At 49.0% G+C, this 23,380-nt stretch carries 26 protein-coding genes; 22 read left to right on the top strand and 4 right to left on the bottom strand.

Features of this window, described 5'->3' with window-relative positions; all coding sequences use genetic code 11:
- Positions 1–20: 20 nt before the first annotated feature.
- From GUA98_RS01575 to GUA98_RS01555, 5 genes are all read left to right on the top strand, one after another.
- Positions 21–773 (top strand): vWA domain-containing protein, encoded by a 753-nt coding sequence (locus GUA98_RS01575; protein ID WP_095287658.1) that lies wholly within the window; start codon positions 21–23, stop codon positions 771–773.
- A gap of 20 nt (positions 774–793) precedes the next feature.
- Positions 794–1,624, top strand: a complete 831-nt coding sequence (locus tag GUA98_RS01570; protein WP_227779378.1) for a protein phosphatase 2C domain-containing protein — start codon at positions 794–796, stop codon at positions 1,622–1,624.
- Between the two features lie 211 nt (positions 1,625–1,835).
- Entirely contained in the window at positions 1,836–2,642 is an 807-nt protein-coding gene (locus tag GUA98_RS01565) for an SDR family oxidoreductase (protein ID WP_095287656.1), read from the top strand.
- 112 nt (positions 2,643–2,754) lie between these two features.
- Positions 2,755–5,274, top strand: a complete 2,520-nt coding sequence (hrpB, locus tag GUA98_RS01560; RefSeq protein WP_193721884.1) for an ATP-dependent helicase HrpB — start codon at positions 2,755–2,757, stop codon at positions 5,272–5,274.
- 232 nt (positions 5,275–5,506) lie between these two features.
- Complete coding sequence (locus GUA98_RS01555; RefSeq protein ID WP_193721883.1) at positions 5,507–6,109, top strand: general stress protein; 603 nt, start codon at positions 5,507–5,509, stop codon at positions 6,107–6,109.
- A gap of 191 nt (positions 6,110–6,300) precedes the next feature.
- Here GUA98_RS01555 and GUA98_RS01550 read toward each other — a convergent pair whose 3' ends face one another.
- The gene (locus GUA98_RS01550) at positions 6,301–6,705 is read right to left on the bottom strand and encodes a YidH family protein (RefSeq protein ID WP_193721882.1); all 405 of its coding nucleotides are present in this window, start codon (positions 6,703–6,705) and stop codon (positions 6,301–6,303) included.
- A 63-nt stretch (positions 6,706–6,768) separates the two neighbouring features.
- Here GUA98_RS01550 and GUA98_RS01545 point away from each other — a divergent pair, with 63 nt between their 5' ends.
- The 3 genes from GUA98_RS01545 (at position 6,769) to GUA98_RS01535 (ending at position 9,604) form a co-directional block, all read left to right on the top strand.
- Positions 6,769–7,917 carry an acyltransferase gene (locus GUA98_RS01545; RefSeq protein WP_193721881.1) on the top strand — a complete coding sequence of 383 codons (1,149 nt, stop codon included), beginning with the start codon at positions 6,769–6,771 and terminating at the stop codon, positions 7,915–7,917.
- 305 nt (positions 7,918–8,222) lie between these two features.
- Entirely contained in the window at positions 8,223–8,597 is a 375-nt protein-coding gene (locus GUA98_RS01540; RefSeq protein ID WP_095287651.1) for a helix-turn-helix transcriptional regulator, read from the top strand.
- Positions 8,598–8,599: 2 nt separating this feature from the next.
- On the top strand, positions 8,600–9,604 hold the full coding sequence (locus GUA98_RS01535; RefSeq protein WP_193721880.1) for a Gfo/Idh/MocA family protein: 1,005 nt from the start codon (positions 8,600–8,602) through the stop codon (positions 9,602–9,604).
- A 121-nt stretch (positions 9,605–9,725) separates the two neighbouring features.
- Here GUA98_RS01535 and GUA98_RS29320 read toward each other — a convergent pair whose 3' ends face one another.
- Positions 9,726–10,079 (bottom strand): transposase, encoded by a 354-nt coding sequence (locus tag GUA98_RS29320; RefSeq protein ID WP_227779377.1) that lies wholly within the window; start codon positions 10,077–10,079, stop codon positions 9,726–9,728.
- 373 nt (positions 10,080–10,452) lie between these two features.
- A complete protein-coding gene (locus GUA98_RS29315) occupies positions 10,453–10,881 on the bottom strand; it encodes a hypothetical protein (protein WP_227779350.1) in 429 nt (142 codons plus the stop codon).
- Here GUA98_RS29315 and GUA98_RS29310 point away from each other — a divergent pair.
- The 4 genes from GUA98_RS29310 to GUA98_RS01515 all read left to right on the top strand — a co-directional run bounded on the left by GUA98_RS29310 (position 10,868) and on the right by GUA98_RS01515 (position 14,825).
- Positions 10,868–11,137 (top strand): hypothetical protein, encoded by a 270-nt coding sequence (locus GUA98_RS29310; protein WP_227779349.1) that lies wholly within the window; start codon positions 10,868–10,870, stop codon positions 11,135–11,137. The genes GUA98_RS29315 and GUA98_RS29310 overlap by 14 nt on opposite strands.
- A gap of 278 nt (positions 11,138–11,415) precedes the next feature.
- Entirely contained in the window at positions 11,416–12,399 is a 984-nt protein-coding gene (locus GUA98_RS01525) for an LLM class flavin-dependent oxidoreductase (protein WP_193721879.1), read from the top strand.
- 405 nt (positions 12,400–12,804) lie between these two features.
- Entirely contained in the window at positions 12,805–14,082 is a 1,278-nt protein-coding gene (locus GUA98_RS01520; RefSeq protein WP_193721878.1) for an MFS transporter, read from the top strand.
- A 98-nt stretch (positions 14,083–14,180) separates the two neighbouring features.
- The gene (locus tag GUA98_RS01515; RefSeq protein ID WP_193721877.1) at positions 14,181–14,825 is read left to right on the top strand and encodes a winged helix-turn-helix domain-containing protein; all 645 of its coding nucleotides are present in this window, start codon (positions 14,181–14,183) and stop codon (positions 14,823–14,825) included.
- A gap of 131 nt (positions 14,826–14,956) precedes the next feature.
- Here GUA98_RS01515 and GUA98_RS01510 read toward each other — a convergent pair whose 3' ends face one another.
- Positions 14,957–15,523, bottom strand: coding sequence for a TraR/DksA C4-type zinc finger protein (locus tag GUA98_RS01510; protein WP_153978078.1), 567 nt, complete (start codon positions 15,521–15,523; stop codon positions 14,957–14,959).
- Between the two features lie 252 nt (positions 15,524–15,775).
- On the opposite strand from GUA98_RS01510, the gene GUA98_RS01505 reads away from it, so the two are divergent.
- From GUA98_RS01505 to GUA98_RS01460, 10 genes are all read left to right on the top strand, one after another.
- Entirely contained in the window at positions 15,776–16,153 is a 378-nt protein-coding gene (locus tag GUA98_RS01505) for a DivIVA domain-containing protein (protein ID WP_095287646.1), read from the top strand.
- A 41-nt stretch (positions 16,154–16,194) separates the two neighbouring features.
- A complete protein-coding gene (locus tag GUA98_RS01500; RefSeq protein ID WP_110822552.1) occupies positions 16,195–16,629 on the top strand; it encodes an Rrf2 family transcriptional regulator in 435 nt (144 codons plus the stop codon).
- 33 nt (positions 16,630–16,662) lie between these two features.
- Positions 16,663–17,160 (top strand): metallophosphoesterase family protein, encoded by a 498-nt coding sequence (locus GUA98_RS01495; protein WP_193721876.1) that lies wholly within the window; start codon positions 16,663–16,665, stop codon positions 17,158–17,160.
- Between the two features lie 266 nt (positions 17,161–17,426).
- On the top strand, positions 17,427–18,317 hold the full coding sequence (locus GUA98_RS01490) for a sugar phosphate isomerase/epimerase family protein (protein WP_193721875.1): 891 nt from the start codon (positions 17,427–17,429) through the stop codon (positions 18,315–18,317).
- Positions 18,314–19,486 (top strand): Gfo/Idh/MocA family protein, encoded by a 1,173-nt coding sequence (locus GUA98_RS01485; protein WP_193721874.1) that lies wholly within the window; start codon positions 18,314–18,316, stop codon positions 19,484–19,486. Before GUA98_RS01490 ends, GUA98_RS01485 begins: the two co-directional genes overlap by 4 nt.
- A gap of 67 nt (positions 19,487–19,553) precedes the next feature.
- Complete coding sequence (locus GUA98_RS01480; RefSeq protein WP_193722232.1) at positions 19,554–20,636, top strand: Gfo/Idh/MocA family protein; 1,083 nt, start codon at positions 19,554–19,556, stop codon at positions 20,634–20,636.
- A gap of 314 nt (positions 20,637–20,950) precedes the next feature.
- Positions 20,951–21,202 (top strand): hypothetical protein, encoded by a 252-nt coding sequence (locus tag GUA98_RS01475; RefSeq protein WP_153978082.1) that lies wholly within the window; start codon positions 20,951–20,953, stop codon positions 21,200–21,202.
- The gene (locus GUA98_RS01470) at positions 21,199–22,095 is read left to right on the top strand and encodes a hypothetical protein (RefSeq protein WP_193721873.1); all 897 of its coding nucleotides are present in this window, start codon (positions 21,199–21,201) and stop codon (positions 22,093–22,095) included. Before GUA98_RS01475 ends, GUA98_RS01470 begins: the two co-directional genes overlap by 4 nt.
- Positions 22,096–22,145: 50 nt before the next feature.
- Entirely contained in the window at positions 22,146–22,643 is a 498-nt protein-coding gene (locus GUA98_RS01465; RefSeq protein ID WP_193721872.1) for a GNAT family N-acetyltransferase, read from the top strand.
- A 171-nt stretch (positions 22,644–22,814) separates the two neighbouring features.
- The gene (locus GUA98_RS01460) at positions 22,815–23,378 is read left to right on the top strand and encodes a GNAT family N-acetyltransferase (RefSeq protein WP_415752990.1); all 564 of its coding nucleotides are present in this window, start codon (positions 22,815–22,817) and stop codon (positions 23,376–23,378) included.
- Positions 23,379–23,380 lie beyond the last annotated feature (2 nt).

The following is a 23,380-nucleotide window of genomic DNA, read 5'->3' as shown; positions in this document are numbered from 1 at the left end:
CGGAGGTGGCTCAGGCCCAGATGAACTATACAATACAAGCATCCCAGCGCACACCCGCACTTATTATTTATCTCATTGATATCAGTGCCTCCATGAATATGGTTCTGGAAAACCGCAGACGGATTGATGTCGTCTATGATGCCCTGGCCCTGGCCATACGTCAGATGGTGTTTCGCTCAACGAAAGGGAATCGATTGACACCTCGCTATCGGATTGCCATCCTTGCATACAGCGATGACGTCTATGACTTGTTGAATGGAATCAAGGGAATCGACGAAATTGCAGCGGTTGGTTCGTTGCCAGACCTGACACCTAAACGTTTCTCGGATTCGGCCAAAGCCTTTCTGCAGGCAGAGAAGATTCTACAGGCTGAAATACCGAATATGCAGGATTGTCCTGCTCCGCTTGTCTGTCATATGACGGATGGAGTGGCTACGGGTGAAGATCCGGAACCCATTGCCAAACGAATTATGGGTATGAGTGTGCCTGATGGCAATGTACTCGTTGAAAATATTTTTATATCCGATCACCTATTGGAAGGTCCTATCCCTGAACCTAGAAGATGGAAGGGGATATCACCGGAAACCGTTCTTAAGGATGAGCATGGAGAGAAGCTGCGCAATATGTCTTCGGTTCTGCCTGAAAGTTACCGTGAAATGCTTGTCGAGGCGGACTATTTGCTCGCACCCGGTGCATTGATGATGCTGCCAGGCACATGTGCAGAACTGGTGTCCATCGGGTTTCAGATGTCTGCTGCTACGCCTGTGAGATAGGAGGGGATTATTTGAAAACGATGCGATTGGCAGCATTGCCTGCTGGTGAGAGAGGAAGCCAAGGGAAGCAGCGTCGTGGAATCTTTCGTTATGTTAGCGCACAGACCGGAGAACAGCCGCTTACTCGTTATCAGGGTGCTTTTAAGTGTCGCTATGGCTATGGAAGAGCTGCAGAGACGGTTCATCAGGGGGATTCGGGTCAAGACTTTGCTGCCGTTCGCATGGACGGGAATGTATGTACGTTCGTCATGTGTGATGGTGTGGGCATGAGTTACCTTGGAGATTTTGCCGCGCGTTTTCTGGGCAATGCGCTCCTCGAGTGGTTGGAAAAAACCTCTAATCCTACAGTAGAAGCGATGGAGCATCTGCTTCAAGAACTGACGGTTCCCGCATCCGAGCAGTTGAAGAAAATTCAGCTATTGGACAACTCGCCCCTGCTTTTACGCGAAGTGTTAATGGAGAAGCGAAGCAGAGGTAGCCAGGCGATGTATGTCTGTGGTCGAATTGAGCTGTCTCGTGGTATGGGAAAAAGCCGTATCTGGATGGCTTGGCAAGGGGATTCACGCATACGTCTATGGCGCAATGGTCAGGAACAATCCGGAGCTTTTCAGAACCACTGCCGGACGAATGAACGCTGGTCTACCCTGGAAGGGCCAGTTGGAGGCAAGCCTCATATTTATGAGGCGAAGCTATCCAATGAACCAATTCGTCTGCAGCTGTACACAGATGGTTTGAATGATCTGGATGCCATACAGGCATATATCCCGGATGAACACATTCAGGTACTGCTGGATGCTGCCCACACCGGGGGGCTTGAAGATGATGCCGCTTTCATTGAGCTGGAATGGTAGATGAACTACTTTCGAATAAATCCTTCGTCTTGATTATGTTTCATTAGCGGTAAAAAAACAGCTGAGAAAAAACTTGTCGTTATTGATTTAAAAGGCGCTCTTTTTGGGTAATCTTGTGAAGAATCTACTTAGTTAGCATGCTGCATCATGCTGATACACAAGTCTTGGATGTACATTCTTACATAATTGCTGAGAAGGAGTGGAATGGAGCATGACACAACATAACGACAAGTCTCGGTTTGCAAACAAAATAGCTATCATTACTGGAGCCGGTTCCGGCATTGGTAAGGCAACGGCGTTAAAATTGGCGAATGAAGGTGCTCACGTTGCGTTGTTTGATCTGGTGAATGATCGAATCTCTCAGACCGAAGCCGAAATTAATGCCGTACATCCAGGTGCTGCACGCGCATTCGATGTGGATATCTCCGATCCGGCCCGGGTGGAAAAAGCGGTGCTGGAAACGGTGGAGCTGTTCGGCGGTTTGGACATTGTGTTTGCCAATGCTGGCATTAACGGTGTCTCGGCACCAATTGAGGAAATTCAGGTGGAGGATTGGCAGCGGATCATTACGACCAATCTGGATGGCACCTTCTTTACAATCAAGTACGCTCTCCCACATCTGAAGAAACGCGGCGGGGGAAGCATTGTTATTACGAGTTCCATTAATGGTAACCAACGGTTCACCAGCTTTGGGATGTCGGCATACAGTACATCGAAAGCGGGACAGGTTGCCTTTTCGAAGATGGCTGCACTGGAATTGGCCAGGTTCAAAATCCGGGTTAATGTCATATGTCCGGGAGCCATCGCAACGAATATTGATCAAAGCACGGTAAAAACGGATGAATTGCACCAAATCGTTATTCCAATGGAGTTCCCGGAAGGGGAGCAGCCGCTCGCAGATGGCCCTGGTCAGCCGGAGCATGTGGCCAATCTCGTCGCCTTCCTGGCATCGTCTGAATCCAAACACATTACGGGTGCAGAGATTGTCATTGATGGCGCCGAATCGTTGCTGCGTTAATACACTTGATCCAAAGTAGTCGTTCCTCTGGGACGGCTTTTTTTGTTATAATGCTAACATTCACTTTGGATTGATGATATTGTATGGTGCCTTATGAATTAGGAGCGATAATATGAATATAGAATTACCGATACAACAGGTTTTGCCTGAGCTGAAACAGCTATTTCGAGAGCAGGATACGGGTGTGCTTATCGCAGAGCCCGGGGCAGGTAAAACAACCGTAGTCCCTCTATCCTTATTAGAGGAACCATGGTTAGACGGGCGCAAGATCATAATGCTGGAGCCCCGCAGACTTGCGGCGCGCTCAGCCGCGGCGCGGATGGCCGCAACTCTGAATGAAAACGTGGGACAGACGGTAGGGTACCGTGTCCGCATGGACACTCGGGTCAGTCAGGCCACGCGGATCGAAGTTGTCACAGAAGGGGTACTTACACGCATGCTTCAGCAGGATCAGGGGCTTGAAGATACAGCGATGATTATCTTTGATGAGTTTCACGAGCGTCATCTGCACGGCGATCTTGGTTTGGCTCTGGCTCTGGAATCACGGGCGATGCTGCGTCCAGATCTGAAGGTTCTGATTATGTCGGCAACGCTCGACCCTGACCCGATCTGTACATTGCTTGGGGAAGGGACCCGCTCGATTGATTGTCCGGGACGCACGTTTCCAGTGGAAACCCGTTATGTATCAAAACCCGCTTCAGCTGTGTTGGAGGCGTTCACGGCTCAAGCGGTTGTAAAAGCTTTGGCACAGCAGGAAGGAGACGTACTGGTCTTTCTTCCAGGAGCCAGAGAGATTCACCGGACAGAGCGAGAACTGTCGAAGCTTAATCTTGCTTCTCATGTCGAGGTGCATTGCCTGTATGGCAGCATGCCGATTGAACGTCAGGATGAGGCTGTGAGCCCGGCAGTGGAAGGAAATCGTAAGGTCGTGCTATCTACCTCCATTGCGGAATCAAGCCTTACGCTTCCGGGTGTCAGAGTGGTTGTCGATGCCGGACAGAGTCGTGCATCCGTATTTTCACCGCGCACAGGCATGAGCCGGCTTGTTACCCAGCCGGTGTCCAAGGCTTCAGCCGATCAGCGGCGGGGGCGTGCAGGGCGAATTGCACCTGGGGTGTGCTATAGATTGTGGAGCGAAGAGGTTCATGACGGTCTGCCAGATGCAGCCAGACCGGAGATTGCCTCCGCGGACCTCGCACCGCTGGCGCTGGAGCTTGCCGCCTGGGGTGTCCAGTCCCCTGCAGAACTGCAGTGGCTGGACATCCCGCCTGCCGCGGCCTACGGCCAGGCACAGGCGCTGCTGCGCCAGCTGGGCGGCCTGGATGACACAGGCCGCATTACGCCCTTCGGGCGGCGGATGAACGCGCTTGGCGTGCATCCGCGACTGGCCAGCATGCTGCTCCGCGCGGCGGAGCTTGGGCTGGCCAGCTACGCCAGCATGCTGGCGGCACTGCTGCAGGAGCCTGCCGGCCTCCGCAGCAGTGGCAGTGCAGGCGCGGGCACCGATCTGCGCCCGCGCGTGGAAGCGCTGCTGATGGCCAGCAGCAGCGGGACGCCGCAAGCGGCAGCGTCGGTCGCAGACCTCGCTGCCGTACGGCGCATCCTTCAGGAGAGCCGACAGCTGCGCACGGCTCTCGGCCCGGCGCCGGAGGATCCGGAACGGCCGGATGAGGACAGCTGCGGGCTGCTGCTGTCCTTCGCCTATCCGGACCGGATCGGGCAGCGCCGGGAGGACGGCCGCTACCTGCTGAGCAGCGGCCGCGGGGTACGGCTCAGCCAGGCGGAGTCGCTGAGCCGTTCAGCCTATCTGGTCGCTGCCGAGGCGGACGACCAGGGCGCGGATGCACGCATCCTGCTGGCTGCACCGGTGGGTGAGCAGCTCTTGCTGGACTATGGTGCTGATCTCCTAGAAGAGGATGTGCAGATTGCATGGGATCGCAGTACACGAAGTGTGCGGGCTCATCGAAGGCTGCGAATTGGAGCAATCCTGATGAAGGAGAGCAGTATCGCACAGCCTCCGCAAGATCTGGTGCTGGAGGCGCTGCTAAGCGGAATCCGCACAGAAGGTCAGGACTGTCTGCCTTGGACCAAATCATCCAGGCAGCTGGCGGACAGATTGCGTTTTCTGCATCGTCATCTGCCGGGGTGGCCGGATCTCGCGGCGGATCATGTATCAGCGGAACTCGAAGATCAACTCAGTCCTTTTTTGGCAGGAATGCGTTCAGCTTCGGATCTGAAGAAACTGTCCATGCAGGACGTGTTACTTAGCGGATTGAGCTGGGAACAACGGCAGCAATTGGACCGGGAGGCGCCAACTCATATTCAGGTTCCCAGCGGATCACGCATTCCGGTTGATTATAGCCGACCTGAAGATCCTACACTGGCGGTACGACTTCAGGAAATGTTCGGGCAGCAGGATACACCGCGTATTGCTGGAGGTCGGGTGCCGTTAACCCTGCATCTGCTGTCCCCTGCGCACCGTCCTGTCCAGGTGACCCGGGATTTGACGAACTTTTGGCGGGAGACGTATTTCGAGGTGAAAAAAGACCTGAAAGGCCGATATCCAAAGCATTACTGGCCAGACAATCCGTTGGAGGCCATGGCGACCAATCGGGCGAAGCCGCGCACATAGAGAGCTTGATGTTTTTTTTCGCTCACCAATCATATTCAAAAGCTTGGATATTGATCTGGCTTTTCAGAGAACCCTTTGATAAAAATGGCTTCATAAGCTTATGTTTTATGAGGGAATAAAGCTGTATATATTCGTATTTGCGCACGATATAATGGCTGGAAGCGTTTGAAAGAAAATGGTGCGGGTAATAACATAGCGAAGCGAACTCTTAAATAATTAGGAGGAATTCACTATGCAGAAGAAAATCGTAGGTGTTTTTGATACAGAACGTGAGGCATCTCAAGCCATAGAGGGCTTGAAAGCGCAAGGATTCAGTTTAGATGAAATTTCGGTAGTGACGCAGGACCGGGACGAGTTGAAGGCCATCCGGGAAGAGACGGGAACCAAGGCGCCGGAAGGTGTGGCAGCAGGTGCAGCCACTGGTGGCGTATTAGGTGGCGTAGCCGGGCTGTTGGCGGGTATCGGGGCTCTGGCCATTCCAGGTATAGGTCCAATTCTAGCGGCGGGTCCGATTGCAGCAGCGTTTACGGGAGCGGCAGTAGGTGCCGGTGCAGGCGGTTTGGTCGGTGGACTTGTCGGACTCGGTATTCCCGAAGAGGATGCCAAACAGTATGAGGAGTATGTACAAAACGGCAAAATCCTTCTCTTGGTTGACTCCACCGATCGCGATTCGGATGTCTATGATGTATTCAGCAACACGAGCTATCTGAATCGTGATCGATACGCAGCTCATGGTACGGATGTGCCAGCAGAGCGAACGGATCTCGACATGGAAGAGCGGAGACTGGAAGCTCAGGAGAAAGCAGCACGATTTGGAAACAACACGTTCCTGTAAGCTTGGATTGTTCAGGCTAGTACACTGGATTGGTATACAAGGTTAAACAGGGGCCCACATATAAATCATGATTTGGTTTATGTGAGCCGTCAGGCGTTCAAAAAGCCGGTTTCCTTCGAGGAAGCCGGCTTTTGTCCCTGTAATCCCATCCTGTAATCATGATGAAGTGTTGACTGTGTTTAAAGGTAAGTCTAAGGAGCAGGGAATAACAATACATAGAGCAGAATAGCAAGCGCTAGGCCAATGACCAACAGAGTAAGTGTCAGGAAGCGAATCAATCGGGTAGAGGCTTGAAAGGTTTGCCAATTAATTTGTTTGCGTTTGCGGTGATACGAAGCAGCAGAACACAGAATAATGGCAATGCCGCTGACCAAGGAGGTTACTCCGGTTATAATGGCTGCAATGTGTGCAATCTGGTCATAAGAGGAAGAATTGAACCCCAATCCGGCAGCCAGGAATCCGACGCCGACCATGGCTATTCCTGTACGAACCCAGGCCAGGAATGTCCGTTCATTGGCCATATGCTGTTGTACGTATTGAGAGTCAATCGTGGGGGTGTCTAGTTCGGAATCAGCGATAGGAATCCCTCCGTTCATCTTTTATACGATTATCATTGTACTTATTTTTTGCTGTAAAACCAAGAAAGGCGGCTGGACGTTATGCCACGAAAAGAAAGAATTGCTGAAATTGAAAGTTTAAGAGGGATTGCCTTTGCAGCTGTTGTACTCCAGCATTCCATTGCCCATTTTTCGCTGGTTCCGGAAGCCGGACTGGAAGATGGGGTTCTGCTTGCAATCCTGCTGATGGCTTCCAAATTTGCCGTCCCTTTATTTATTTTCATCACGGGCATGGTATTGTTTTATAACACAGGAGAGCAGCTGAAATACGGCCGTTTCATGCAGAAACGATTAACGGATGTCATTGCACCTTATGTCGTGTGGTCGTTGGTGTACTTCACCTTGACACCACAGGGGTGGGCTGGCATTAGCTGGCAGGATCTCCCTGAACTTGGTTTGAAGCTGCTTACCGGCAAGACCACATCTCATTTTTGGTACATTATCATGCTGATTCAATTTTATTTGCTGTTTCCCTTGTTTCTAAAGGCCGTAAGATATGTATATAACCGTTATGATTCACGGGGACGCCTGGTTGCTGTCCTGATTACGGGAGCCGTATACCTCGTGTTAGCCGATCAATTGGGGAATATTGCAAGAGTTATGGAGCGACTCAATATTCCTGTACTGACCGATGTATTCACAACCTATGCCGATCGCAATTTCCTGTATTTCTTTTTCTATTTTGTGTTAGGTGCTGCTGCCGGATTATCTGTTAAAAGCTGGAACATGTGGATACATCGGCTGCGCTGGGTATATTGGACCGTGTTTATAACCATGGGTCTTCGGTTTACATATTTATTAATGCTGGAATTTCAAAAGCCGGAAGGCATTCAGATCTCATTTTATACCGTTAGCTTGATTAGGCCGGATATGGCTCTCTTTCTAATCGCATCGATCATGGTCATGTATCAGCTCGCAGGCAAACTGCATAATCACCTGGCCGTGGGCTGGCTTGGATGGATCGGCAGCGTTTCTTACGGCGGTTATCTCATGCATATGCTCATGCTGCGGTACAGTTACATTCCAGATGAATATGTTTACGTGACATGGGGCCTGAATCCGACTTTACGAATGATTCTAACGTGGGTACTTGCCTTAGCGCTATCCTGTGTGCTCACTTGGTGCATTTCACGTGTAAGCTGGGGAAAATGGATCGTGGGTACTGTACCGAAGGCCAATTTCAGAAAGTGAAAGAGGCAATAAATGAAAAATTCACAATAGAGTGATCATTCTTGAAGGTAGTGATCTAGGGTTGTGATGTAAGTCAGCGTTTGCTTTTGTCGAACGGAAGCTTATCTGGGTTTACATTTTAAAAAATCATTATATGAAAAATTCATAATAAAAACCCTAATGCCGTTCTATCACACTTGTATGCGTATCTATCCTGTGCTTTGTTCTCACCTGCTGCTTCACCGGGAAAAACGGAGAATGATGGCAGAAACCGAACACAAGTTTTATAATATGAAGTAGAGCGGTAGAGGATAGGGGGAACAAGCATGGCTTTTATGATCGCCCAGCGGGCATTTATCAAGCTGTATCTCATTACCATGGTTGAACAGCATAGAGGATATGGATACGAAATGCTGGAGGCCATGAAGCAGGAATTTAAAGATTACGGCTATGTTCCGCCTCAGAGTGAGGTATATCGGGCATTGCATGAACTGGTACAGCAGGGTGTATTTTATCGGACGAAGAAGCTGAAGGGCAGCGATCCCAAAGTGGATTTTCAGGAAATCGTTTTATATCACTTTACGGATGATGGAGCGGAAAAAGCCGAATTGTACAAAAAGCAGGTCAAGGCAGATCTAGACCGTTGTCTGGGCATGCTGCACAAGGCAGAAGAGGACAATTACGGGACGAAAGGAAGATGAGCATGAATAAGCAGCTACAGTGGGGAGTACTCGGTACTTCCACCATTGCCAAGAATGCAGTAATTCCGGCAATCCAGCAATCCGAACGGGGAGAAGTGCTTGCTATTGCGAGTCGAAGCAAGGAGAAGGCTGAAGCGCTCGCCGAAGAATTGGACATTGCTAGATGTTATGGAAGTTACGAAGAGCTCATTGCAGATCCCGATATTGAAGCCGTATATATTCCGTTGCCTAACCATATGCACAAGGAATGGACGATAAAAGCTGCTCAGGCCGGAAAGCATGTATTATGCGAAAAGCCAGCTGCACTAAACGCGGACGAGTCTGCTGAAATGATTCAGGTATGCAAGGATCACGGCGTTCTTTTCGCAGAGGCAATCATGTATCGTTATCATCCCAAGCATCGGCGTGTTCAGGAGATTATCGCGAGTGGAGAGATTGGTGCTGTTCGTGCGATCCATGGCAACTTTACCTGTAATACAGCGGATGATAAGGATAATGTAAGGTTCAAACGGGACATGGGCGGAGGCTCGCTCTTTGACCTTGGTGTGTATCCCATCTCGGCAGCACGGATGTACCTGGGCCAGGAACCCGAAGCGGTTACGGTACATGCCTTATTCTCCGAGGAACATGATGGAGTGGATATGATGGCTTCGGGGCTTGTTGAATTTCCAGGATCCGTGGCGTTAACGTTTGATTGCGGCATGTGGGCTTCCGGGAGGGCGGAGATGGAGATCCTCGGGACAGATGGACGAATCGAGTTGCCAAAAGTCTTCGGCTGGGAGAATAGTGATATTCCACCGCAAATTATCGTTCACACGGATTCGGTCAGTCGGGAAGAACGGGTATCCGTATCCAATTCTTATGTTCTGCAGGCGGAAACCTTTGCTGCCGCAGTGCTGGATGGGACACCACTGCCATTTACTCCGGATAATACGATAGCAAATATGCGGGTGATTGATGCCTGTTTGCAATCGGCACGGACACGGCAGCGCGTTTCATTGATTTAAAAAAACGATTAAAACAATATGTACACCAGGAGGCTGTCCCATAAGTAGATATTCTACTGATAGTGACAGGCTCATTCTCTTCTCAAAAGTCTAAAATTTAAGCAGAGCAGCGATTCTCCTGTTATTGGAGAATCGCTGCTCTGCGTTTTTGGTCCGTTGCTGCTAGCTTCAGTACATTATGGGCAAGCGAAAGCCAACCGACCTCGAGCGTCACATTCTCCATGCCGCGAAGCAGAAAACGCCGGAAGCCCCGGTTGTTCTTCAGTTGTCCAAATACACTTTCCGGTTCCGTCATTCGACGTACGGCCAGGGAGTAACCTTCTTCGCTTCGCAGGAGGTCTCGAGCCTGATTCTGGTAATGCAGCCTCTCCAGACTGACAACCACTTCCCGATTTCCTGCGGCCATCGTGCAGCGTTCCTTCAGCGGACAGCCCTCGCAGCTCTGGCTTCGGTAAAATACGTTTGTGAATTTCATAGCCACTTGGGAGAGTCTCCTTGCTCTCTTTGCGGAAATGCAGCGTTTCTCCGGCGGGGCACGTCCACGTATCCTGGGTTTCGCTGTACGTCCAGTTCTCAATCTTGCCGACATTTGATTTCTAGGATTTTACTTTTTCTTTGTGATAGCTGGCGTATTTTACGACCACTTGAATCTCTTTCTTCTCCAGATAGGCGTAGTTTTCTCACTACCGTAACCTGCATCCGCAATGACCGTCTTCGGGAGTTTTCCCAGCATCTGCCTCGCCTTTTCCAGATGTGGCTGTAAACAGCGGGTATCGGTCGGTCTGGGGTGTAGACTATAGGCTTAAATGAACTGGTTTTCGGTTCCGATTCGTACATTGTAACCCGGTTTAAGTTGACCATTTCGCATGTGGTCTTCCCTTCATTCGCATAAACGTCGCATCCGGGTCGGTTTTGCTGAAGCTGTTCCGGTCGCCAAGCAGCCTTTGGTACTGTTCATATTTCAGCAGCCGGGGCAGCAAACCCTTGCGAAGCTTCCGAACGGCTTTTTTCAGAGGCTTGTCTTTGGGTTTGTCCATGAGCTTTGACTCCAGCGCCTGGGTCAGGTGTTCCAGTTTCTCACTACTCATCTCGCCACATTCGCCGAGTTCGGTAAGGTCTTTTCCTCGGCACTCCTGTTCTTCTTGGTGCTCTGCCGCTTGAATGTCTGCAAACAGAGCATGGACGTTCTCCTGCAACTTCGCTTTGTGTTTGCTGACCGCTTTGCGCCAAACAAAGGTGTAGCGATTGGCATTGGCCTCGATCTTGGTGCCATCCACAAAGCAATGCTCCAGCGATACGTATTTTTTCGTCAACCAGAAACTGAAGCACGGCAGTGAATACGGTTTCAAGAACACTTTTCATGCGCTGGGAACGGAAGCGATTCAGGGTGCGGAAGTCGGAGCGTTACCATGTGTTCTTGTTGAAAACCAACGACAAGAAAGTACATCGTTAGCCGAAAAGGCGATTCACAATTATTATGCAGCAGGGTGGTTTGAGGGAATTCTCACTAATCTGAAGGTGCAGGCAGAATAGTCCCGCTGCGGAAAAATGTAATACGGAAAGGAAGGCTGTGTATTAACAGAAGATGATTCCTGTGCTGGCGTCGCAGGGGGCGTCTTTTTTCGTCTTTGGCGGCATGAATCACGGGGCAGGGAATAACCGCTAAACGTATTTAAAGGGCGTGGCCAGCCGGCATTCTATTCCTTCATTGGACGCCTGGGCATAACATGGATAAACTAAACAGGAATGAATAGAAATCAGTGAGCACCGGTGTCGGAAAGAAGGCGCCTGTTGTCATAGGAGGTATCATAGTGAAGTTGTCGATCCTGGATTATTCGGAAATTGCCGAAGGGGAGACTCCCGAACAGGCTTTAGCTCATTCCGTCCGGCTGGCCCGGCTTGCAGAGGGGTGGGGGTACCACCGGTATTGGGTATCAGAGCATCACGGCAACAATGTGCTGGCAGGCTCTGCGCCGGAAATTCTCGCAGGGGCTATTGCTGCCGGCACCCACCGGATCCGGACCGGATCCGGCGGCGTCATGCTGCCGATGCACAGCCCGTTCAAGGTGGCAGAAAGCTTCGCGGTGCTGGCCGCCCTTTACCCGGGGCGGATCGACCTCGGCGTTGGCCGGTCTACCGGAGGCCCGGCGGATGTGTCGCGGGTGCTGCTGGACGGGCGCAGCGGCTCGTTCCGGCACTATCCGGATCAGATTGCCCGGCTGGCCGGTTATGTCCGCCGCTCCGACGAGCAGCCCTTGCCAAGGCCGGTTCCAACGGAGCCGCCGGACTTATGGCTGCTGGGCTCCAGCTCCGGCAGCGCTGAAATTGCCGCGCGGCACGGGATGGGCCTTGCGTTCGGCCATTTCATCAGCGGGCAAGGGGGACCGGAGGCCGTGAAGGCATACCGGGAGCAATTTGTTCCCGCAGCTCCAGGCGGGAAACCGCAGGTGCTGGTGTCCGCTTTTGCCGTCTGCGGGGAGACGGACGAGCAGGCGAAGAAGCAGGCCGGCGTGTTCGACGATTATCTGCTGAACATCCGGGAAGGCGGCGGACTGCTGAGGGTTCCGTCCATCGAGAATGTCGCTGCCAGAGAGTATACGCCAGAGCAGCGGCAGATCATGGCGGCCGGACGCGGACGGATGCTTGTCGGCGGCCCGGAACGGATGAAGCGCCAGCTGATCCGACTGGCGGACCGGTACAATGCCGATGAGATTATGCTGGCTACGGTATCGCCGGATTTTGGACATAAATGCCGGATGTATGAGCTGCTCGCTGAGGTAATGAGGCAGGCGTGAGCCTTTCTTTGCTGGCTGCGTACGGACTTTGGACATAGGACTTTTCTGCCGAAACGGTTTAACCTCCGGCTGGAATCGTTAGCTGTATAACCATTTTTTTTGGGTGAGATGTGTTGAAAGTAAACGTTCGGTTTGGCAATGAGGCGGACAAGGCCTATGTTCCAGCCGTGGATCGGCCAGTCTGGTCCGTCCGCAGGGCGTCCTCACCAAGAGCTAACGTATCTCCAACTCAAAGGGGGTGTCTCAAGCAGCCATTTCATGGCTTTTGAGACACCCCCTTTTTAGTGTAAACCCAATCGGCAAAACGTTAAAAAAATTTTCACGAGAGGGTTGATTTCCAGAGATTCTACGTTAAAATAATATTAACATTAAAAATATTTTAACGTTGAAGGGCGGAATCCAATAATGAGAGAAGGCACAGCGGTAAACAAGCCAGGGATTGGGGAATTAATACGAGTTAAATCTTATATGCAGTTTATGCTGGGGAAGATGGTAGCGAGGTTTGGGGATTCCATTGACTCCATTGCATATAGCTGGATGGTGTACATGTTAACGGGTTCCAAACTATTGATGGGTACGCTGCTCGCAGTCAACTTTCTGCCGAACATTCTGCTTGGCCTTTTTGCCGGAGCGGTCGTGGATCGCATATCTCTCAAGAAGGTCATCGTGCTGACGAATTCAGGCCGTGGACTGCTTGTTGGCATAACTGCTCTGTTATTTGGTATGGGAGAACTGCAAGTATGGCATTTGTTCGTCGTCACGATTCTCAATTCGCTGCTTGAATGTTTCACGTCACCTGCCGAAATGTCCAGCGTGCCGCGATTGCTGCCGCAATCCATGCTGCTATCCGGCAATGCCATGTCGTCTTCGGCTACCCGATTGGCTGAACTTGCCGGGCTTGCCTTAGCAGGTGCTCTTATTGCAACTGTTGGAATAACGTGGACGATTTTGATGGATGCTGGCCTATTTGCATTAAGTGCTGTGCTAATGAGCCGGGTTGTCTATCCATCCGATCCCAGCATGGAAGAAGGATCAGCTGAGAAGTTATCCTCCACAGATGCTCCCAGAAGTTTGCTTTCGGATATGATTGAAGCCTTTCATTTCATGCGCAAGCATGCCCTGCTGCTAATTGGCTCCCTTTTATTTGCCTTTGTCAACTTCTGCCTGATGCCATTCAATGTTCTCCGAACTCCATATGTTATCGATATTTTGCATGCTGGAGCAGGGGGCTTAAGTTTGCTGAGCGGGTTAATGGTGGGTGGTATGGTGCTGAGTGGATTGTGGATGACTCACAGAGGCAGCAGATATCGGAAGAGTGTATTGATTATTAGTGGGATTACCATGCTGGGTCTTAGTTATGCCATGACCGCGCTTCCTGCGTATATGTCCACTTATCAGCTACCGCTGGCAGCTATGTTTTGCTTGATGATGGGGCTCGGCATACCATTAGCTACGACCCCTCTCGCTTCATATCTGATGGAGGTTACGCCAGCGGGTATGCTCGGCAGGGTGTCTGCACTACAAAGTATGCTGATCGTAAGTGCTATACCGCTTGGAAGTCTGGTTGCGGGTGCTGCAGCAGAAGTGCTGTCCACGCCTGTGTTATTTATTGCTTTTGGCATTTTGCTTGCCATGTCAGCCATATCGCTCCTGCTCAGCAAAACATTCCGGCGCAGTATGTAGCCTAATTCCTGTAAGACCTGTTTTGACCGGGGACCAGACTGAACGGTATAATATGCATATATAAGGACAAACGGTACTCCGGAAATGAGGATACAGGTATGCAGCAGAAAGTACTGTCAACGATCGAAGAGATCAAGATCTACTCCGACCCGTATCGGATCCAGATCCTGAATATGTTTAATAAACAGGGAAGACCTTCTACCGTGAAAGAAATAGCCGATAAACTTGGGGAAGTGCCCGCGAAAGTACATTATCACGTGAAAAAGCTGGAGAAGATTGGTTTGCTTACTATCGTATCCACACGAGAGATTAATGGCATCATTGCCAAATACTACGAACCTTTTCAGGGAGAAATACATCTTCGTCATGAAGATGGGGAGCACTCCCCACTGAAGCAGGTTTTTCGTTCTGAGACGCTTAAACTGTTAAATGAAATGTATGAACAGAGCCGCCAGATGTTTATGAAACAGGCCAAGCACGGTGAGAACATGTTTGGACAAATCTCGGACATGACGTTATATGCGAGCCGTGAGGAAGTCGAGAAGCTGTACAAGGATATCACGAAAATGTGTGAGCCTTATACGAAGCGGAATGATCAGAAGGAAAATCAGGAGGTTTTTCAGCTGTTTACGACATTGTCGCAACATGTGGATGAACCGACTGAATCTCCGAAAAGTAAAGTGCCACCGCATCAGCCGGGAGACCAGGGTTCTGATCTGAAGGACGATGCAAAGGAAAAATGATCCAGGGAGACCGAAGCGACAACAAAGAAAAGGCCGCCTGAAGGCGGCTTTTTGATGTGTGATGAGGACCAATGGTCACTGCTCAACCCTACCATATCTACATGGAGAGAGGTCGGCAATCATGTTCAGAACTACATGTTCTCATCGTAATCCCGAACTTCACGTTTGGCTGCGGTAGCTGGCGAATTGGATGTACCATAATCCTCAACAGCTTCCCAAGCTTCGGCATGATCGAACTTGCCGGCATTCCGCTGTCTGACCTCCCCGGCACCACTTGGGGGCATGGTCATCACCTGCTCTTCCACAGGGCGGTCATTGCTGAGCTCCCGGTTCGGTGTATCGTCAATACAGTAGGCCGTGTATGGAATGGCCTGAAGCCTCTCAAACGGAATATCCTGTCCACAAGTGACACATGTTCCGTAGGTTCCTTTTTCCATACGCTCCAGGGCATCAATTACTTGGTTAAATTCATCCGTTAATGTATCGTCTACAGCCAGATCACGGCTGCGTTCAAATGTCTCCGTCCCCGCATCAGCCGGGTGATTATCGTATGATGACAGCTCGCCTGTAGAATCTTTGAGCGACGCAGTTGGAGCACCATCTTCCATGTTGGATTCAAAATGACGCTGCAGATTATCACGCTGCTCCAGAAGAGCGCTCTTAAGTTCCTGAAGTTGATCTTTGGTTAATGTACTCATAACGACATGCTCCTTTCCCGCTTTAGGGGTGTGTAGTCTGTCCTTACCCGATTTTGGAGGTATACAATCATTTTGCATCTTGAAGAGGCGTTTGATTTTATATCTGGCCGATAATGTGTTATAAAAAATAGAGAGAGAAACTGCCGCGATTTCCCCGCGAAGTCGTATTGCACCGTGCTCCTCGAAGAGACGGTCCCGGCTACTTTTGAACATACGTCGATAGACGTTTTTCTTATAATGGAGGTTGTCAAGATGGATGAACATATGAAACGAAGATTGGATAAACAGAGACAATTGTTTAAACAACTGGGCGTACAGCTCGATGCCTTATCAATTCATGAAAAACAGTTCAATTATAAGCTCCGTGGCTATGATCCGGATGAAGTCGATGCATATCTTGACCTGGTCATCAAGGATTACGAACGCTTTTATGCCAATATTGCCGATCTGATGGATAAATGGCAGGAGCAGCAGCTTACGATCCGAGATCTTAAGTCGACGGCCAGACCCGTCGATGATCCGACGAAAATCGATCGCAAACAGCTGGATGATATTGTGAAGCAGCTGGAATACAGCGTGCGGCAGCTGAAAATCAAGGCACGCCCGGAACAGAGTCTTTTCCCTGAATAGATTGAAGCACCAGGATTATATTACGTTAAAGGTGGTTAATCATGAGTACACATTTTTCGGTCAGTGTGCATTGTTTGTTGTTGTTGTCCTTCAGCGCGCCTGAACGAATCACTTCCGCAATGATTGCAGGAAGCGTCAACACCAACCCTGTTGTTGTCCGGCGTATTTTGGGCGGGCTGAAAAAGGCTGGTTTGGTCGAATCCTCTCCCGGAACGAGAGGGTTTTATCTGGCCAAACCGGCTAGTGAAATTACCTTGGCCATGATCTATCAGGCTGCCAAGGACGAAGGTCCGCTATTTCCGATTCATGGCAACTGCAACCCCAATTGTGATGTTGGACTTCGCATAGACAGTCTGCTGACGAATCTGTATCAGGTGGCAGAGGCAAAAGTCGAACAGTTCTTCGCATCGATTACGCTTGAAGATATGGAACGTTCCTGCTCCCAGATGGAGACTGTGCCTCCGTCTGCAGAGTAGGCTACTGTCTGAACCAGGGAGGTGTGCTTGGATATGAAAATAATTGTAATCTCGGATACACATTTGCCCAAGAGAGCTAAGCAGCTGCCAGAACCACTGCTTCAAGTGCTGCCGGAGGCTGACCTCATATTACATGCAGGCGACTGGTCGGATTGGAGTGTATATAAGCTGTTAAGCGAGTATGCTCCCGTTGCTGGCGTTGCAGGCAATACGGATCCGCCGGAAATTGGGAAGAAGCTGGGCTTTTCCCGCATCGTAGAGGCGGACGGTTTGCGTCTAGGTCTGGTGCATGGGCACCAGGGGGCGAAAACGACCGAGCAGAATGCCATTCATACATTTGCCGGTCAGCAGGTGGATGCCATCATATTTGGCCACTCGCACATTCCCTTGATGCATACCGTCAACGATGTGCTGATATTTAATCCGGGTTCACCGACGGATCGGCGCCGACAGCCGCAGTATTCGTTTGGAATCATGACGACTCGTCTTGGAAAATTGCATGCGGAGCATGTTTTTTTTGATCGAAAATAAGTAACGACTAAATGAATGAAATAACCATGACATCCCCATTCAGAATGAACATCTGAACAGGGATGTTTTTTTGTTTATGAATGACCCTGGAGAAGTAAGGAGACATCCACCACAGCCAAGTTACAGTTATCCCTGAATGGGGAATGTTGCCTCACGTTTATCTCTTATTCATCTGTTGGAGCAGAACACTATTTGTACATATTCAGGAATGATACAATTCGTTTATCTAATAATTTTGAATACGTTTACATAAGGAGATGACCAAGATGAAACTGTCTGTATTTACTGTAGCGACGCCTGACCTGAACGCAGAAGAACTCGCTGCAGCGGCAGCATCAGCAGGTATCGACGGAATCGAGTGGAGGTTCCGCGGAATACCGGAAGACGCACGTACGGAGGAACCCTCTTTTTGGAGGCATAACCGGAGTTCAATTGATCCGGCCAAATGGGAGGAACAGGTCCCTGGTTTTCGTGAAGCAACTGCAAAACATGGTCGACGTTCCATTGCGCTGGTACCGTATCTGAGCTGTGGAGATCTTCAATCGACCGAGCAGGCGTTTCAGGCAGCGGCTGATCTGGGTGCATCCATGATGCGTGTGGGTGTGCCGGGATATGATCGGAGTACCAGTTATCCCGAGCTGTACAGCCAAGCCGTTAGGTATTTATCCGAAGTGCAGGAGATGGCTCAGCAGTATCATGTTAAAGCCGTGGTAGAGACGCATCACCAGACGATCGCTCCAACCGCTTCACTGGCCTACCGACTGGTGCAGTCGCTGGATGCCCAGCATGTTGGCGTGTTGTATGATCCAGGCAACATGGTACACGAAGGATATGAAAATTATCGAATGGGACTGGAGCTGCTGGGTCCTTACCTTGCCCACGTTCATGTGAAGAATGCAGCTTGGTATAAGGAGGAACAAAACGGAGAGAGTGCGGAGAGTTCTGTATCCACGAAATGGAGATGTCAATGGTCACCGCTGACTGAAGGTATCGTGGATTGGATGCAAGTGTTCCGTGATCTGAAATCAGTGGGATATGACGGATACTACGGTATTGAAGATTTCAGTGGAGAGTTTAATTCCCAAGCGATGTTGCAGCATTTTGCTGAGGTATTCGGCGAAATTGGGCGTCGTCTGGAAGAGGAGGTACAGGTATGAGTTTGATTCGAGTAGCCGTAATTGGCATTGGAAACATGGGTGCCGCACATGCCAGAACCCTGATTGCCGGAGATGTGCCTGGTGCGGAGTTGGTAGCCGTATGTGATGTCCGAAAGGAAATGGAGAGCTGGGTGGCCAGTCATTTCCCGGCTTCGGTCAGTTACTGGCAGGATGCGGAGCAGATGATGGCATCCGGCACTATAGATGCGGTCATTATTGCAACACCTCATTATGATCACCCTGAGCAGGCAATCCAGGCTTTTCAGCACGGTTTGCATGTCATGATCGAGAAACCTGCCGGTGTTTACACCAAACAGGTGCGCAAGATGAATGAAGCTGCTGCAGCCAGCGGCAAAGTGTTTTCCATGATGTACAATCAGCGGACCAATCCTCTATATATCAAACTGAGAGATCTTATTGCTTCAGGAGAACTCGGGGAAGTAAGACGCACGAACTGGATCATCACGAATTGGTACCGATCCCAGAGCTACTATGACTCCGGCGGCTGGCGGGCAACCTGGGCAGGTGAAGGAGGCGGCGTGCTGATCAATCAGGATCCTCACCAGCTTGATCTGTGGCAGTGGACTGTCGGCATGATGCCTGTGCGAATGCGTGCATTCTGTTCGTTTGGCAAGTACCGGGATATTGAAGTGGAAGATGATGTGACAGCTTATGTGGAGTACGCAAACGGAGCAACAGGCGTATTTGTAACAACTACGGGTGAAGCTCCAGGTACCAACCGATTCGAGGTCAACGGAGACCGCGGTAAAATCGTGATTGAGGATGGTCAGCTGACCTTCTGGCGCCTTCGGGAATCCGAGCCTGAATTTAATAAACGGTTTACCGGAGGTTTTGGACAGCCGGAATGCTGGAAGTGTGAAGTTCCGATTACAGGTACAGAATCCGGCCACCCAGGACTGATTCGAAACTGGATTGACGCCATCCGAACAGGTGCCACGCTCATTGCTCCAGGAGAAGAAGGTATACACGGATTAACCTTGTCTAATGCAATGCTTCTCTCGACCTGGACGGACAATTGGGTTGAGCTGCCCATCGATGAGGAGTTATTTTATGAACATTTGCAGGAGCGTATTGCCAGTTCGAACACCAAGAAAGACAAAAGTTACAGCAGCAGCCAGCCTGCGGACCTGACGCAAACATTTAAGTAGACAGTTTATATCAAGCGTTGTACTTGAATCTAATGAAAAAGGTGGAGATGACGTGGCTAAGGATGGAATGTTTTATGCACCCAAAAGTGTGAAAAAAGAGGTGGTATGCGGACCAGGTGAGTTCACTATTGCTGCTGTTGCACTCGATCATGGGCATATCTATGGTATGGTTGGAGGTTTATTGGAAGCAGGGGCAACCCTTAAGTGGGTATATGATCCGGATCCTGCCAAAGTGGAGGCATTTCGCAAACAGTTCCCACAAGCACAGGTCGCAGCTTCGGAAGAACAAGTGCTGGCAGATGATCAGGTGCTGTTAGTGGCCGGAGCAGCCATTACTTCGGAACGTGCGCCACTAGGCATGAGGGTTTTGGCGTCAGGCAAGGATTATTTTACGGACAAAGCCCCATTCACTACATTGGACCAATTATCTAAGGCAAGGGAAGAAGTTAAACGGACCGGGAAGAAATACATGGTTTATTATAGTGAGCGCCTGCATGTCGAAAGTGCAATCTATGCCGGGCAGCTGATTGAGCAAGGAGCCATCGGTAAGGTTGTGCAGGTGATGGGAACAGGGCCGCATCGATTGAATGCTCCAGGACGGCCAGAGTGGTTTTTCCAACATGATAAATATGGCGGTATCCTCTGTGACATTGGAAGTCATCAGATTGAACAGTTCCTCACGTTCGCCTCATGTACGGATGCGGAAGTGGCGTTCAGCCGGGTGCATAACTTCCATCATCCACAATTCCCTGAACTGGAGGACTTCGGCGAAGCGTCGCTCATTGGAAACAATGGGGCATCGGGTTACTTACGGGTAGACTGGTTCACACCGGACGGTCTCGGAACATGGGGAGATGGGCGTACTGTAATCTTGGGAACAGACGGGTACATTGAATTGCGGAAATACATCGATGTCGCGAGAGAGCGGGTGGGAGATCAGGTCTATCTGGTTAACCATGAAGGTGAATACCGCTACAGTGTCAAAGGACAGGTCGGCTATCCGTTCTTCGGAGATCTCATCCGGGATTGTCTGGAGCGGACGGAGACGGCTATGACACAGGAACATGCATTTAAGGCAGCAGAGCTTAGCCTGATTGCCCAGCATAAAGCCATGAGTGAAAGAGTTGTCTGGAGCACCGGCGCGAAGTAAAGGTTATTCAAGTGAATCTATAGTTTATGAGTCATCTTCAATGTTGAGTGGGCAGCCTGCAGCCAGGCTGCTTTTTTTATTAGACGGCTTCGCAAATGGCATTATATGGGTTATCATGGATGAAGTTAGTGAGTTGTTAAAAATAATAGTAAATATGATTACATAGATTAGAAGGGTGTTTTTTAGAATTGAGAGTCGTAAGTACATCAAACACAAGGAGAGATTTTTATGAAATTTATCGTTTCTGCAAGTGTAATCGTCCTTAATGAGGATAATGAGATATTGCAGAATTTGCTGAATAGGAGTGCTAACTTATGAATAATACGAATAAGATACTAGGTGCGGCGCTAATGTTGGGAAGTGTAGGTTTGGTAACCGTAGAGCGAATCTCCGTAAGACTTTCTGCAGCAATTGTGGAAGCAGGTTATGCGTCCGGTGGCAATCCAAGAGAGATTGTATCACTGAATGACAATGGATCAGGCTGGCTTGTCTACTTCCTCTTTTTTATCGGATTTGTGCTGCTCGTTTCCGGCTTTCCGGGAAGTTATCGGAGGAGAGAAAAATGAAAATAAAGATAGAACCACCAAATGGAGTGATTGATCATTGGTTGGAGATATATGTACCAGTAAGAGAATTTCTGTTTCTTAAAGAAGAGGACTTATCGCTAATAGCTGATTCTCTTAGCCGTACTTTAATTATCCCTAAGGAAGAATTCTTTAACCACGCTTCTTATAAGCAAATTCAACTGGTAAACAGTTTCGAGTATTGGAATTTATCAAATGAAGTTCAATATGTTGTTATAAGTAATTCTGAATGGTTTGCCAATCTATCTAGGAATGTACAAAAGCAAATCAATCATATTCAATTCGAGTTAAACAGAGGCTTAATTTTGCCGCTTACGCCTTTCTGCAGTAATTATTCTTTTCCGGAGGAGTATTTAGTACAGGGTCAGGAGGAGCAGTATATCGTGCTGCATCGGGAGATATGGCGAACACTCCCTTATGAGATCAAAGAAAATTTACTAATTGAATACGCATCCAAATGGGATGATTGGACATGTGTTGAATTGCCTGAATCGGCACCGCCTCATTTAAGAGTGTATGCGAATACTTTTCCTTTACTTTCAGGTGGCAATTGCTTGTCTGCAACATTATTTGCTGTAAATCAACAAGAATGGATCATCCATGAGTGGGTTCATCCCGAAACATTTTTGGAAGGATTAAATAGAGCTAACTATTCTATTATAAACACTGAAGAATTACATCATGGCGATGTTGTCGTTTGGGTGAACGAAGGTGGAATGGTCCAGCATGCATCCTACCATATTAGCCACAATGTATTCTTTAATAAAAATGGTCAGACATTTTTTAATCCATGGAGAATTATGAACTGGGATGAACTTAGGCAGGAGTGGGAGGCATACAAGTTCGAGATATACCGAAAAGAAGAAACCGTGTAACTCATGAATTTCCGTGTAAGTTACAATTTTAACGGAAGAAAGGTGACCACATGATTACATATCGATTTGTTACGGACGAGGATATCTCTCATATCCAATCTATTGCTCGCGATACGTGGATGTTTACTTATGGGGACATTTACTCCAAAGATTACATTCATAACTTTCTAAATGTTGCTTATTCGACTGAGAACTTAAGTCGTTCTGTAGAGAGAGACCAGCAAAGTTCCAAACGAAAGTTTTTAATAGCGGAATATAACAACGTCATCGCTGGATTTGCTCAAACAACTCAAGTTCATGAAGAAGAGTATGAATTAACCCGAATCTATATACGGCCAGAGTATCACAAGCTGGGAATTGGAACAGGCTTCATTCAGAGATATATTCAAGTGTTAGCACCGATAAAGCATCTATTTGCCTGGGTAGCGAAAGACAATGATATAGGAAAAGGGTTCTATGAGAAGTGTGGATTTATAGAAACAGAAGAAAAGGTTGAAGTAATCGGAGGTAATACCAAAAAACAGCTTAAATATGAATTGGAATTATAGATGTGAAAGCTGGATCTTCATGAAAGTAATAGCGGTACAGACAATGAAGTCATGAGATGGATTAAAAAGAAGGGTGATATATATTGTTCGATTATACGAACACCACTGCACAATTAACTGAACATAGAACTAATACATCGAAAAAGAAAAGGAGTTAAACCCTCTATGATCATAAGCGAAACCATGGTGTTAAATCATAACGTTCTAATTAGGGAGATAGAGCACGAAGATATCCCTGAGCTCTACGAGCTGATATATGAAGATGAACAACCCGAGTGGAAAAAGTGGGACGCACCTTATTTTCCGTTGGAGCATGTCAGTTATACTGTGTTTCAAGAATATACGAGTAAGGAAATGCTAGAAGACGGTGAGCCCGCTCATAGAATGATCATTCAAATTAATGATGAGATCGTAGGCACAGTGAATTATTATTGGGAGCACAAACCGTCCAATTGGATGGAAGTGGGGATCGTCATATATAAACCAAAGTATTGGAATGGTGGATATGGAACGGCTGTTTTGAAGATGTGGATCGACTATTTGTTCAATAAGCTACCTATAGTCCGAGTAGGATTAACAACATGGTCAGGAAATGAAAGGATGATGAAGGTCGCAGAGAAACTGGGCATGCAGCTGGAAGGAAGACTTCGGAAGTGCCGCTTTTACAATAATACATACTATGATTCGATCCGTATGGGATTATTAAGAGAGGAATGGATGAGCCAACAATTTTGAGT

Origin of the sequence: Paenibacillus sp. P13VS (assembly GCF_015143645.1) — a bacterium.
GTDB classification, from domain to species: domain Bacteria; phylum Bacillota; class Bacilli; order Paenibacillales; family Paenibacillaceae; genus Paenibacillus; species Paenibacillus xylanilyticus_A.
This window is presented reverse-complemented; position numbering and strand designations above follow the sequence as displayed.